Below are 12,338 nucleotides of genomic sequence, written 5' to 3'. Positions count from 1 at the left end.
AAGCAGCGTTACAATCCGACTAGTTAATGAGCTTGTCGTTCACTTATTAGAGTATTCTGCATGAGCAAACAAACCGTTGGTATCACCTCTGTTGGTTATTACATTCCTACAGGAATTCTAACCAGTCAAGAAATGGCCAAACTAGCCAAGCTACCTGAGTTTGTTTTCACTGACAAGATTGGGATCAAACAGAAACCAATTGCCGGACGAGATGAACATCCCAGTGAGATGGGAATTAAAGCAGCAACAGAAGCTATAAATAAGGCTAAAATTACAGCGAATGAAATTGATTTGATTGCTTATTGTGCTGCGGGAGACTATGATTACAGATTTTGGTCTCCTGCTGCCAAAATTCAAGATGCGATTGGTGCAGAAAACGCTTTTGCATTTGAAGTAAGAAATTTTTGTAATAGTGGCAATCTAGGAATAGATATTTGTCGAAATATGTTACTGGCAGATAATGATTTAACTTATGCTCTAGTCGTCTGTAGTGATAAATTGTCTATGCTGCTAGATTATACAGATGTGAATAGTTTATCAACATTTATCATGGCTGATGGTGCAGCAGCAGCCATATTGAAAAAAGGAGAACCAAGCAATCAAATCCTCTCCTATCACGCCATCACAAATGGAAAATTGGTGGATTGTCTCAAGGTATCATCAGCTGGAACTAAGTTTCCGGCTGGAGGTACAGAAATTAATAATGAATTGAATTATTTAAAAGTCAAAGACCCTCAAGAACTAGAAACAATCTTATCAGATGTGTATTTAGAAAACTATGCCAAGGTGATTCACAAGTCCTTGGAGAAAAGTGGTTATTTAATAAAAGATGTGGATTTTTTATTAACTAACCAAGTGAAAAAAAGCTTATCTAAAGGCATTCTAAAATCTTTAAATTTAAGAGATGAACAGACATTCATTTCTTTGCCAGAATATGGTCATCTAGGTGCTGTAGATACTATATTCGGCTTGGCTAAAACTATAGAGTCAGATAAAATAAAGCCTGGAAATCTTGTGGTTTTAGCTAGTAGTGCTGCTGGTTTTTCATGGGCAGCGTTAACTGTAAAATATTAGAGACACGCCTTATGTGAGTTGGAGTCTGGAAAGACGTAAATACGTTAACATGACTAAACATCTTGGCTAAATCATAGCCTGAAAGCCTTGCTATAGCTTGGGCGTTTTTAATTCACATAAGGCGTATAATTAATTTTTGCTCTCAATTGTGCAGATTCTCATAATTAAAGCTCCCAAGTTTTAACTAACTTTGGGAGCTAAAAATTTAAGTTCACCACAACGCCGTTTTACCTAAGTTTATGACCTGGTTAAACCAGGTGGGTACCGATGTTGCTCGTTTAAAGTTTCCGGGTACATGCCCGGTATACTGCCACGAGAGTATTTGGTTCCCTTTGCATTAAAGACATAGATCAAAAAACTTGATGGCAGTCACCAACGTCGCAGTGGAACTAACTCATTATAACTTTCAAAAACAACTTGTGTGTCCAATATGAAAATTTTCTGACCAATTTAGCTGGGATACCAGATAGATTCTAAGGCGTGGGCTAGATGATTTGCTGCCTCTGGGTTATACTCATCTAATAAAACGGTGACATGTCCTAACTTCCGCCCAAGACGGGATTCAGTTTTGCCATACCAGTGAACAGTTGCTTGGGGAATTGCGGCTAATTGTTGGCGCTGGCTTTGATAGTCACTGTCAGAGTTTTCATATCCTAGGAGGTTAACCATGATAGCCATGCCACAGTTTAAAGTAGGATAGCCCAAAGGTAGACCACAGACGGCTCTGAGGTGCTGTTCAAATTGCGAAGTTTCGCAAGCATCTATAGAAAAATGTCCCGAATTATGGGTACGGGGAGCAATTTCATTGACTAAGATTTTGCCATCGACGGTGAGAAATAGCTCAATGCCAAAAACGCCCACAGCTTCTAGGCTATTTAATAGAGTATGGGCGATCGCTCTGCTTTGTCCTATTTGATTAGGTGTAATATCAGCAGGGGCGATGACTCGTCGGCATACCTGTTGTTCTTGCTGAGTTTCTACCACTGGATAGATGACAACTTCACCATTTACAGAACGTGCTGCAATAACCGCTAGTTCCCGTTCAAATGGGACAAATTCTTCAATTAAAAACTGTGATTGATTTGCGGTTTGAGATAGTTTTTGCTGCAAACTAGTTAAGTCTTGGATAATAAATGTTCCCTGACCATCATATCCATGACGGCGTGATTTTAAGACCAGGGGAAAATCTAAATGCTCTAGTTTAGATGCTAAATTTTCTGTATCGTCAATAGCAAAAAATTGGGGTACAGGTAATCCTAAATCACGTAAATAACAACGTTGATGATATTTATCTAATAAAGGAGCTAACGCTGCTAATTTTGGACGGAATATAAAACCTTTATTTGTTAACAAAGATAAAGCATCAAGGTTAACAAATTCATTTTCAAAGGTGATAACATCGCTTTTTTGAGCTAATAATTCTGTTGCTTTCGCATCATCAATTGAGGCAAAAACTGTATCTTGGGCAATAGCTACAGCAGGATCAGATTTACTAGGAGTCTGCACCACTAATTCTACTCCTAATTTCTTCGCTGCATCCCCCATCATCCAGGCTAGTTGCCCACCACCAATTACACCAACACGCTTCATCGACATCCTAGAGATTCACGAGTTTCTACGCCAGTTTTGGAATTTACCCCACTGGCTTTACCGCAGAGTTCTTTGATTTGCGCTTTGTCCAAAACTGCATCAGTGAAGTCTGCACCTTGGATATTCACATCTGTAAACAGGGCGCGGAGTAACAACGCTTCTTTGAAAACGGCATCGCTCAAATCAGCCCCTGTTAAGTCTACCTGATCGACCATCGCATTGGTTAAATCTGCTTGGTGAAGATTGGCTTTTGTCATCACCGAAGCACTCATGACTGCTCCTCGCAAGTCTGCACCTGTAAAGTTAGCCATTTCCATATTGGCGTTAGAAAATTCCGCCGCTTGCAAAGTTTGTCCAGAAAAATCGCGTCTAGCTAACTGTGCATTACTAAACGACAATGGATGAGTCCAGTCTACTGCCAAGGCTGGGGCAGGCAGGAGGGATGAAAAAACAATAGTTATAACAAAAGCCTTAATGTTATTTATAACTCCGTAATGATTTCTGCTTTGCTGGATAAGGCAAAATAATAAAATTCCTAAAGTTAACGCTAATCCTTGCTGCCAAAACATATTTGTTAGCCTATTGAGTGTCTAATTGTTGTGTTTAGGTGTTGTATTTTACTTTAGCTTAACATTTTGTAACTAAGAAAATGCGATCGCTCAAATACAAACAAAAAATTATGTCCACAGGCTGATTTGTGACTGCTTAATACACTTTAAGGTAGTCAATAAAGCAGAACGGCACTTTTAGATTTACAATTCTTGATTTTATAAATTGCATTTTGCGATATAAGTATTCTTATGATTATTCATTCTATTAATAGAATTAGTTACATTTCTTTATGCTAGATTTTCTAAGTAAAGTTTATTAACTTTTGCTTTTAACAGATATTATCGCCTGTTAGTCTTCTTATTAAGGTGATTATTCAGCGGTACTTGAGTAGATTGATTATCCGTCTCAAATGCTGAACCAGCTGAACAAGAGGAGAAATAACTGTCGTTTCATCTATCTATAGTTGCTTGGCTAGTACAAGAAGGCAGGAGGAAGGCAAAAGTGCAGCAATTTCAAAATAGGCTTTTTAGCCTTCTCTAACGGTCGGTTTATTTCTATTGCCACTTGCTAGTTAGAAAGCTCTCAGTTTATATTCAGCAACTACACAAAATTCACAAACAGAATTACACGAATGATGACACATTATTCTCTGGAATGGATCGAGGCATGGTGCCAAGAAAATGGCTGGACAGAATTATTTGTCGAGCGGCGTAACAATTATTGGGCATTTCCTCCAGGAGGAGTAATGCCGGAACCAATTCCTTCTCATGTGCTGAGAGGAATTAAGTCTGAAAAGGGACTCACCTTTGAAGAAAGAATTTGGTCGATGTCAGCCGTAATTGGAACGGTTGTAGCTGTCGTTAGCACCCTTATACTCAGATGTCCAATGCCTTTGGTGTTGGCCTTTGCCTTTAACGCTGTGACGGTGGCTCAATTTGAGTTAGAAGATGTTTAATTGGAGTCAATGGTCGATAGTTATTTGTCAACTTTAATAACTATTGACCAGATGCTTTTTTAATTTGTTGTGCGAAGTAAGATTCTTCGTGTTTGAGTTGTTGCGCTAGTTGTAATCCTTGTTGAAAAGCCGAAAGTGCTTGAGGATAATCTTTTTGCTGTAGATAAATTTGTCCAATTTGGTCATAGGCTTGCATTAAGCCATAGTAGTTATAAGCTTTTGCTTGTGTCTCTACAAGAATTTGGCTAGTTTGTAACGCTGCATCAATTTGTCCTTGAGAACGATATAAAACAATTAACTTTTGTAAAGCTTCCGCGGCTAAGACAAATTGCTGTGATTCCCAAGCAGTTGTATAAGCTTGTTGATAGTTATTAAAAGCTTCTTGAAGAAGATTAGGATTTTCTCGCGCTAAGGATTCATAATTATTTGCGATCGCTAATTTTAGTTCTGGTAATTTGGTAAGATTTTCTGCATCAGTATACATCCCAGCTAACTGATTCAATGCATTGATAGCTTGTTGCAGTTGTTTGCCTTGCTGGTAAATATAAGCTAACTGTCTTAGATATGTTAGCTCACTTATGCGATCGCCCTGAGCCGACGCTAAATTGAATAATTCTTGATATGTGTCTGCGGCTTTGGGATAGTCGAACCAACTTAGATGCAGTTCTGCAATTATCTTGAGATTAGCTAACTCTGCGGCTGGATCTTTTTGCTGTCGCGCCACAGTCAAAATTTGATTGTAAACTTCTAAAGCATCTTCAGGCGATCGCACATTTTGATAAGCTTCACCTAGAGTTTGCAACGATTCTAAGTTTACACCTTGTTTAGCAATGATTTTGGGTGCTAATATCTGCGTCTGAATTGCTTGCAATCGTTGAGTAATATAGTATAACTGTTGGCGGTCATTTTGATTCCAAGCGATCGCACCTACTCTGGATAATGCTTGGATTTCGGGTAAAGTACCCAAATAGCGCCGCAAGCTTAATTCGCGGTTCCAAATTTCAAAAGCCGTTACCTTATCACCCGCTTGGAGTTTCGTCGCAGCTTCTTGATTCAATTCATCCAATGCTGATGCTAACGTTTGCTGTTCTTCCTCAGTTAACGGTTCTTTGTTAGCAGAAGGGCGCAGCAGTGGGTCGGGTGTGGTAATTTCTAGAGGACTAGGCGGATATTTATCTGGCTGTTGAGGCTTTTTGGGTGCAGCCAGCGTTAAAGAACTATTTAATAGAATAGCGAAAATAGCGATCGCACATAAGCGCCTGAGCATAGAAATTTTACTTTTGCCTTGTTGTACTAGCTAAATAATGACGATATTTTCACAAAAATTCTCCAGGCGCTAGGAGATTCTTGAAAAAATATTTCTCTGTTCCAACGGTACTAAATTTTTCTTCATAAAATTTCATACTTCAGACTTTAGACTTCATACTTCATTAAAATACTCAAAGAGATTTTTAAGCAACCAATAGATAATTTGTAATGACAAGTTCTACAGATATTACTACCTTAGCTCGTTGGATGGCAGCTGACTTTAGTAATCAAGCGCAAGCTTTTGAAAATCCGCCATTTTATGCACATATTCGCGTGTGTATGCGTCCTTTACCTTTGGAAGTGTTATCAGGGGTAAGTTTTTTTGTGGAACAAGCCTATGACTATATGTTGAATGACCCTTATCGCTTGCGAGTGTTAAAGTTGGTGAATGTAGGCGATCGCATCCAAATTGAAAACTACACTGTTAAACAAGAAGAAAAATTCTACGGTGCATCCCGTAACTTGGAACATCTCAAAACTGTAACAGTCGATGACTTAGAAAAATTACCAGGCTGTAACATGATTGTTCAGTGGACTGGTAATAGCTTTAAAGGTCATGTAGAACCTGGAAAAGGCTGTATTGTATTTCGCAAAGGTCAAAAGACTTATCTAGATAGTGAATTTGAAATTGACGCAGAGAAATTTATCAGCCTAGACAGAGGACGCGACTTAGAAACCAATGAGCATATCTGGGGTTCTGTTGCTGGGCCATTTTACTTTGTGCGGTGGGCAAATTTCGCCGATGAAGTTAAGTTTTGAGTGCTGAGTGAGAATTGATAAAATTTTCCCTTGTTCCCTGTCACCTTTTACCTGTCTCCTGCTATTCAGTATCCCATTGCGGCTAACTCCAGTGGATGAAAATAGGGAACTCTTTCCACCGATGTTTCCCAAATCCCACTGGGGTATAGTTTCAGTAGGCGAAAACCAGGTGTTTTTTGGTCAATGCTAAAAGTTGGACTATTGGAACGAAACTGAATACAGGTTGAAGGAGTCCCTAAATAGCCAACATTACCACGCTGGCGTTGAAACTGTTGATGAATATGACCGAATAAAACTAATTTAACTTGTGGGTGGCGATCAAGCACCGCAAGAAATTCTTTAGAATTTTCAAGACTGCTGCTATCAAGCCATGCAGAATTCACTGAAACAGGTGGATGATGAAGCGCTATTAATGTGGGGTTATTACCTAGCTTTGCTAATTCCGAATCCAGCCAATTTAGGGTGTTAGGTGCAAGATGACCATGTACGCATCCAGTTACAGTCGAGTTCAGCAAGATAAAATTCCAGTTACCACGCTGGAAAGACTTTCGCCGGGAAATCATTCCTATATTAAGAATTTCATTCATTGCGATCGCACAGTCATGATTTCCTGCTAACCAGTAAGTAGGTATTTGCAGTTGATTTACCAAGCTTTGCAGATTGTCATAAGATTGGGACGTACCATCGCCAGATAAATCTCCTGTTAGCAATAATAAATCAATTTCCGATTTTAGCTCCTTTAATCGCTCCATCACTACCTTAAAAGACTCAGTGGTAGGTATTCCCAGCAATTGATGATTTTCTGCGGCAAACAGATGTATGTCTGTTACCTGAGCAATTAATACGGGAGATATTGGATTCATCTTCACTGTTCACAATTATGCTTGTCCTTCTACCCTGATTTTTACTACACTCAAAGCTGTACATAAAAATACGATTATTAAACAAAAACTTTTGCATCTATCCTAAGATAGAAATTAGATTTTTTTGTATTTTATGACACTGATTTGAAAAAAAGTAAATATTGCCAAATCATCGGACGCTTTCTTGCGTTAGGAGTAACAAAATGGAATTAGAATAAATTTAGGTAAACTCAGGGAGATGAACATAATTATGTCAGTCAAACTTTTACCAGACCTTGGAGATTTAGTCGAAGGACTTGGAGTTACAGGTATTGTCGGAGTCGTCCTTGTGCCGATATTCTTGCCAGTAGTAGCTGGTGTTGGCAAACCAGTAGCTAAAGCAGTTGTTAAACGTGGAATTATGCTCTATGAAAAGAGCAAAGAAGCGATCGCAGAAGCTAGTGAAACCTGGGAAGATATTATTGCTGAAGCTAGGGCTGAAGTTGGTGAAGAACGTATGAAATCAGCTGAACCTAGAGAAACTTAGTACAACAATAGTAAAAACTTCAATAGAGACTCAGCGTACCTTTGCTTTAAAAAAATTATCCTAAGACTCCCGCAATACATATCCCACGCCCCGCACCGTTTGAATTAGACGCTTTTGACCTTCATCTTCAATTTTGAGGCGTAGATAGCGAATATACACTTCAATCACATTTGACTCACCCATAAAATCGTAACCCCAGACATTTTCTAGGATTTGTTCGCGGGTTAACACCTCACGGGGATGTTCCATCAAAAATTTTAGTAACTCAAACTCCTTCATTGTCAAATCAATTACCCGTCCATTGTGTATAGCACGGCGGGTGGATATATCTAAAATTAGATCACCAAAGCGCAACTGCTCTGTAGTATCAATATCAGGTTTTAAATAAAGGCGAATTAGCTTTAAAAATTCTTCTGGGCGGTAAGGTTTGAGAATGTAGTCATCGGCTCCAGCTTCTAGACAAGCTACACGGTCATCAACTGTATCTCTGGCCATTAATATCAGCACAGGGGAACGCATACCAGCACTTCTCAAATTTTTGCACAACGAAAGTCCTGATTCACCTGCCAGCATTCTGTCTAGAACAATTAAAGCAGGTTGACAATCACGGCTGTATTGCAAACCACTGGCTGCATCATGAGCCACAATTGCATCATAACCAGCTTCTTGCAAATCAGAAGATAGCTGATTTGCAAGGCTTTCATCAGTTTCAATCACCAAAACACAGGGACTGTGAGCAACTGTCATAAATAAGCCAAAAATTAAAAGTCAAAAGTCAAAACAATAGAACTGTTGTGTATGGTAACTTTGTTTTTCAATTCTATTTATAAACCAGCAATTCAGGAAGAAAGCTAAAGAAACAATTTTGACAATTGACTATTGACCCTTGACTCAAATTAAGGTAACTCCACTGAGGTAGGTTTGGCTATATGAGGTAGACCCCATCCGAGTTTTTCTCGCAAGATGCGGAAAAATTCTGGTGGTTGTAGACGAATAAACCGGACACTATATTGCGATCGCTCTAAATATACCCGATCTTCTGGGAACACATAACATCCGCCATTCCCATCTACCACCATCACCAAGCGCGGAATATTGACCGGATAAATACTAACTGTTTCCGTATCTGGGAACACCAAAGCCCTAGAAGCTAGGGAGTGTGGACAAATGGGAACTAACTGTAAAGCCGGTATACCAGGGGTAACTACCGGGCCACCTGCACTGAGGGAATAAGCCGTAGAACCAGTAGGTGTTGAAACAATCACCCCATCTGCGGCAATATCCACCGGCGCGTGCCGACCGATAGCAATTTCAAAATGGCACATACAGGTCAACGGTTCCCGATGCAACACCATTTCGTTTAAGCAGAGGGCTTCCCACAATACAGAATCCCCTCGTAATACTTTCACAGTCAGCATTGCCCGTTCTTCTATTTCATACTGACCAGCCATCGCTTGTTCAATAGCTTGGGGCAGTTGATTTAGATAAGTTTCCGTCAAAAATCCCATGTGACCGGTATTCACTGTTAACAGCGGAATACCAAGGGAGGCAACCTGACGAGATGCGGCTAAAACAGTGCCATCTCCCCCCAATACAACAGCAAACTCCATATCTGAGTCAAAACCAGGGGGTGTCAAACCTTCAATGGGAGTATGGCATACAGGACTTTCCGGGTTAGAGTAGCCCAGTATGCCACCAATGCTAGTTGTGACACATACATCCCAACCAGCAGCGGTGAGTTTCTCTTCTAGTTCGATAGCGATGCGACCCGCTATCGGTTTTAAATCATTGTAGATAATGCCTGCTTTCGGCACATTCAAATATCCAACTTTTGGCAATGCTTTGTACTATGTAATCCTTACATATTTTGGCTAACCGAGTCATTAGTCTGTAGTCAAAAAGATGCAGAAGTGTATTTATTTATCACTCAGTACGGGCTGAACGCCCCGCTACCGCTAACAGCATTCAGCACTAATGACTATTGACTATTGACATTTTTAAACGGAGACTTTTTGTTTTTCTGCTTTTTGGTCTTGGTTTTCTCGTAGTTTAGCTCCTTGAGCTTTTTCATAATTCTGTTGAAGTACTCTTGCAAGTAGCTTTCGAGTGTAGTTGTTTCTTGGGAATCTAAGCCAAAAACTTTGTAGACTTCATCCATTGGGGCATTTAATGGTCTACCACTGGCCAAAACTTCTGTAAAAGCCAGTCTGTCTGCTACATTCCATCCCCACTGAAAGAAACGAACAAAACGGCGCACAGCACGCAATAGATTTAACGGCATCCGTGTGACTTTGGCATCTTTCCCAGACAAGCGTTCACACAAGCTAATAATTTCTTCCGCACTCCAACCACGAGTCCCCACTACAGGGAAAGCTTGTTTTTCAGTTTCTGGCACACTCAGCGCCCGCACAGCAAATTTAGCAATGTCTTGAGTGTCCATATAGGCAATGGGTGATGACGCGCCAGTTACCCAAACTGGTTGTCCTTCTAAAATAGGTATGCCATATTGACCGATTAGCCCTTGCATGAAACCAGCTAAACGTAAAATTGTGTAATTTAGTCCAGATTCAGCGAGAAATAGTTCTGTACATCGCTTAATTTCCATCAGCGGTACTTCTGGGTACTTATCGGCATCAATTATAGAAAAGAATATAAAACGCTCTATACCCGCAGCTTGAGCTGCCTGAATTAAAGCTACTTGGCCTTCCCAATCTACCTGTTTGATACTTAAAGAATCAGTGGCACGAGATGTTGCTGCATCAATAATTGTGGTGACTCCTTCTAATGCACCTGTGAGTGTTTGGGGATAACACAAATCTCCGACGACAAGTTCTGCACCCCACTCTTTGAGAAACGCAGCTTTTTTGCTACTCCGCACCAGACAACGTACTTTATACCCCTCATCGATAGCACGACGAGCCACTTGTCTTCCTAAGGTGCCAGTGGCACCGACGATTAGTAATGTCATGAGGGTTGTATTAAATCTTAAAGTTTTATGAAAAGAATCTTAACAGAATTATATCCGTAAACAAAAGTTTACACTTTTCTTAGAAGTTAATTAATAAAACAATTGGAGAAAAAGCGTTGTCCGGGTAACGGACACGCTATTTTTTCAGACTCCAGGAAGATTATTCCTCTGCACCCTGAATTTTCAGTAATAAAGCGCCTATTGCCCAACCAACGAAGATTAAACTAAAAGACAGAATAGCTGCATTCAAAATTTCGCCACCCATTGTTGTATTTCTCCTATGCTCAACAACTACTGTTGAATTAGACCTGTGTTAATAATTCTAAACTAGTTTTGATGGTCAATACCTAGTATTTGGGGATCAAGCGCAGTCCATAATAAAGCCGTATAAAGTAGTTATATGTATCAAAATAAGCAAAACATAATAGTAAAATTACAGAAAGAAAATTGTCCTCGTTTAGCGCTGACATTGGGAGATCCCGCAGGAATTGGAATAGAGGTAATTTTAAAAGCTTTAGCAGACCCAGAAGTTAGTCAAAACTGTGATGTAACAGTGGTAGGAAATCGAGATTTGCTTGTGCAGACTTATGACCAATTAAATCTAGCTGAAAATTTAGCAGCTTTGGCAAATCCAGACAGCTTAAAAGTTGTGGATGTGGAATTAAATAAGAGTATTGCAGATGAGATTGTCACGGGGATTGGTAATGGGGCGAGTGGTGCGGCGAGTTTTGCTTACATGGAATATGCGATCGCCCAAACATTGGCTGGTGAATTTGATGGTATAGTGACAGCACCAATCGCTAAATCTGCTTGGAAGGCCGCAGGATATGACTATCCAGGACAAACAGAACTTTTGGCAGAAAAATCTGGTGTGGAGCGATATGGGATGTTATTTGTGGCGCGATCGCCTTACACTGGTTGGACACTCCGCACACTGTTAGCCACAACACATATTCCTCTACGTCAAGTAGCAGATACACTCACACCCCAGCTACTAACCAAAAAGCTGGATTTATTGGTAGAGTGTTTGCAGCAAGACTTTGGTATAAGTAAACCAAGAATTGCGATCGCAGGTTTAAATCCCCACAGTGGCGAACAAGGACAACTAGGAAGAGAAGAACTAGATTGGCTAATTCCGTGGATTCACCAAGAACAGCAAAAGCGCCCTTACTTGCAGTTAAATGGGCCAATCCCGCCAGATACAATGTGGGTGAAACCCGGTCAAGCGTGGTATGGCGGCTCTTCCACTCATCATCCAGCCGATGCTTACCTGGCACTTTACCACGACCAAGGCTTAATTCCTGTAAAACTCATGGCCTTTGACAGAGCGGTTAATACTTCCATTGGCCTGCCATTTGTGCGTACTTCCCCTGATCATGGTACAGCATTTGATATTGCAGGTAAAGGAGTTGCTAACTCTACCAGCATGAAAGCCGCAATCCAATTAGCTGCTGAGTTAGCTAGTGTCAGAAGAGCAAGAAATTAAAAGCATAAAGGCTTTGTCTAAATTCCAGTTTTATAGCAGGTGACAGGGAACAGGTGACAGGGTTAAAAGTCTTTTAGTGCATGAGTTTTATCATTGACCGATGTCCTAACTGCCTTGGCTACTGCTATAACCCTCTTCTGTCACTTTCCGAGTATTCTGAATAAAAGGATGAAAAGAAAAAACTCTGGAAGGAAAGTAGGGCAATGGATGTAGAATTACAAATTCTTAAACATTTGGCAAGAGATCCTCATCCAACA

General features: G+C 40.2%; 13 protein-coding genes and 1 other RNA gene. 5 read left to right on the top strand and 9 right to left on the bottom strand.

The features are described 5' to 3' along the window. Positions 1–60 precede the first annotated feature (60 nt). Positions 61–1,074 (top strand): 3-oxoacyl-[acyl-carrier-protein] synthase III C-terminal domain-containing protein, encoded by a 1,014-nt coding sequence (locus tag IQ259_RS17545; protein ID WP_193887041.1) that lies wholly within the window; start codon positions 61–63, stop codon positions 1,072–1,074. Positions 1,075–1,281: 207 nt separating this feature from the next. On the opposite strand, the gene ssrS is transcribed toward IQ259_RS17545, so the two are convergent. The 3 genes from ssrS to IQ259_RS17530 form a co-directional block, all read right to left on the bottom strand. Next, a non-coding RNA gene (gene ssrS / locus IQ259_RS17540) (6S RNA) lies at positions 1,282–1,464 on the bottom strand. A 60-nt stretch (positions 1,465–1,524) separates the two neighbouring features. Next, positions 1,525–2,664, bottom strand: a complete 1,140-nt coding sequence (locus IQ259_RS17535) for a 5-(carboxyamino)imidazole ribonucleotide synthase (RefSeq protein WP_193887039.1) — start codon at positions 2,662–2,664, stop codon at positions 1,525–1,527. Further along, entirely contained in the window at positions 2,661–3,233 is a 573-nt protein-coding gene (locus tag IQ259_RS17530; RefSeq protein WP_193887037.1) for a pentapeptide repeat-containing protein, read from the bottom strand. The genes IQ259_RS17535 and IQ259_RS17530 overlap by 4 nt, the downstream gene beginning before the upstream one ends. Positions 3,234–3,847: 614 nt before the next feature. On the opposite strand from IQ259_RS17530, the gene IQ259_RS17525 reads away from it, so the two are divergent. Next, complete coding sequence (locus tag IQ259_RS17525; RefSeq protein ID WP_193887036.1) at positions 3,848–4,171, top strand: hypothetical protein; 324 nt, start codon at positions 3,848–3,850, stop codon at positions 4,169–4,171. 40 nt (positions 4,172–4,211) lie between these two features. On the opposite strand, the gene IQ259_RS17520 is transcribed toward IQ259_RS17525, so the two are convergent. Next, the gene (locus tag IQ259_RS17520; RefSeq protein ID WP_193887034.1) at positions 4,212–5,438 is read right to left on the bottom strand and encodes a lipopolysaccharide assembly protein LapB; all 1,227 of its coding nucleotides are present in this window, start codon (positions 5,436–5,438) and stop codon (positions 4,212–4,214) included. A gap of 209 nt (positions 5,439–5,647) precedes the next feature. Here IQ259_RS17520 and IQ259_RS17515 point away from each other — a divergent pair, with 209 nt between their 5' ends. Further along, positions 5,648–6,238 (top strand): chromophore lyase CpcT/CpeT, encoded by a 591-nt coding sequence (locus IQ259_RS17515; protein ID WP_193887031.1) that lies wholly within the window; start codon positions 5,648–5,650, stop codon positions 6,236–6,238. 65 nt (positions 6,239–6,303) lie between these two features. Here the strand turns inward: IQ259_RS17515 and cpdA are convergent, their stop codons facing one another. Then, positions 6,304–7,101, bottom strand: a complete 798-nt coding sequence (gene cpdA, locus IQ259_RS17510) for a 3',5'-cyclic-AMP phosphodiesterase (protein WP_193887029.1) — start codon at positions 7,099–7,101, stop codon at positions 6,304–6,306. A 250-nt stretch (positions 7,102–7,351) separates the two neighbouring features. On the opposite strand from cpdA, the gene IQ259_RS17505 reads away from it, so the two are divergent. Then, positions 7,352–7,627 carry a DUF5132 domain-containing protein gene (locus tag IQ259_RS17505; protein ID WP_193887027.1) on the top strand — a complete coding sequence of 92 codons (276 nt, stop codon included), beginning with the start codon at positions 7,352–7,354 and terminating at the stop codon, positions 7,625–7,627. 60 nt (positions 7,628–7,687) lie between these two features. Here IQ259_RS17505 and nblR read toward each other — a convergent pair whose 3' ends face one another. The 4 genes from nblR to IQ259_RS17485 form a co-directional block, all read right to left on the bottom strand. After that, positions 7,688–8,374: a response regulator transcription factor NblR gene (nblR, locus tag IQ259_RS17500; RefSeq protein WP_193887025.1), complete on the bottom strand. Its 687-nt coding sequence runs from the start codon at positions 8,372–8,374 to the stop codon at positions 7,688–7,690. 149 nt (positions 8,375–8,523) lie between these two features. Then, positions 8,524–9,441: an NAD(+) kinase gene (locus IQ259_RS17495; protein WP_193887023.1), complete on the bottom strand. Its 918-nt coding sequence runs from the start codon at positions 9,439–9,441 to the stop codon at positions 8,524–8,526. 164 nt (positions 9,442–9,605) lie between these two features. Continuing rightward, entirely contained in the window at positions 9,606–10,595 is a 990-nt protein-coding gene (locus tag IQ259_RS17490; RefSeq protein ID WP_193887021.1) for an SDR family oxidoreductase, read from the bottom strand. Positions 10,596–10,755: 160 nt separating this feature from the next. Next, positions 10,756–10,860 carry a PetM family cytochrome b6-f complex subunit 7 gene (locus IQ259_RS17485; protein ID WP_193887019.1) on the bottom strand — a complete coding sequence of 35 codons (105 nt, stop codon included), beginning with the start codon at positions 10,858–10,860 and terminating at the stop codon, positions 10,756–10,758. A gap of 135 nt (positions 10,861–10,995) precedes the next feature. On the opposite strand from IQ259_RS17485, the gene pdxA reads away from it, so the two are divergent. Further along, complete coding sequence (pdxA, locus tag IQ259_RS17480; protein ID WP_193887017.1) at positions 10,996–12,081, top strand: 4-hydroxythreonine-4-phosphate dehydrogenase PdxA; 1,086 nt, start codon at positions 10,996–10,998, stop codon at positions 12,079–12,081. The last annotated feature ends 257 nt before the right edge of the window (positions 12,082–12,338 follow it).

It is taken from the genome of Fortiea sp. LEGE XX443 (assembly GCF_015206815.1).
Lineage (GTDB): Bacteria > Cyanobacteriota > Cyanobacteriia > Cyanobacteriales > Nostocaceae > Nostoc_B.
The sequence above is the reverse complement of the archived record's forward strand: the minus strand, read 5'-3'. Positions and strand labels throughout refer to the sequence as shown.

Excerpts from the sequence above, each read along its gene's own strand:
- IQ259_RS17485 (WP_193887019.1), bottom strand. The coding sequence starts at position 10,860 with ATGGGTGGCGAAATTTTGAATGCAGCTATTCTGTCTTTTAGTTTAATC.
- nblR (WP_193887025.1), bottom strand. The coding sequence starts at position 8,374 with ATGACAGTTGCTCACAGTCCCTGTGTTTTGGTGATTGAAACTGATGAA.
- IQ259_RS17520 (WP_193887034.1), bottom strand. The coding sequence starts at position 5,438 with ATGCTCAGGCGCTTATGTGCGATCGCTATTTTCGCTATTCTATTAAAT.
- IQ259_RS17515 (WP_193887031.1), top strand. The coding sequence starts at position 5,648 with ATGACAAGTTCTACAGATATTACTACCTTAGCTCGTTGGATGGCAGCT.
- pdxA (WP_193887017.1), top strand. The coding sequence starts at position 10,996 with ATGTATCAAAATAAGCAAAACATAATAGTAAAATTACAGAAAGAAAAT.
- IQ259_RS17490 (WP_193887021.1), bottom strand. The coding sequence starts at position 10,595 with ATGACATTACTAATCGTCGGTGCCACTGGCACCTTAGGAAGACAAGTG.
- cpdA (WP_193887029.1), bottom strand. The coding sequence starts at position 7,101 with ATGAATCCAATATCTCCCGTATTAATTGCTCAGGTAACAGACATACAT.
- IQ259_RS17525 (WP_193887036.1), top strand. The coding sequence starts at position 3,848 with ATGATGACACATTATTCTCTGGAATGGATCGAGGCATGGTGCCAAGAA.
- IQ259_RS17505 (WP_193887027.1), top strand. The coding sequence starts at position 7,352 with ATGTCAGTCAAACTTTTACCAGACCTTGGAGATTTAGTCGAAGGACTT.
- IQ259_RS17545 (WP_193887041.1), top strand. The coding sequence starts at position 61 with ATGAGCAAACAAACCGTTGGTATCACCTCTGTTGGTTATTACATTCCT.
- IQ259_RS17530 (WP_193887037.1), bottom strand. The coding sequence starts at position 3,233 with ATGTTTTGGCAGCAAGGATTAGCGTTAACTTTAGGAATTTTATTATTT.
- IQ259_RS17535 (WP_193887039.1), bottom strand. The coding sequence starts at position 2,664 with ATGAAGCGTGTTGGTGTAATTGGTGGTGGGCAACTAGCCTGGATGATG.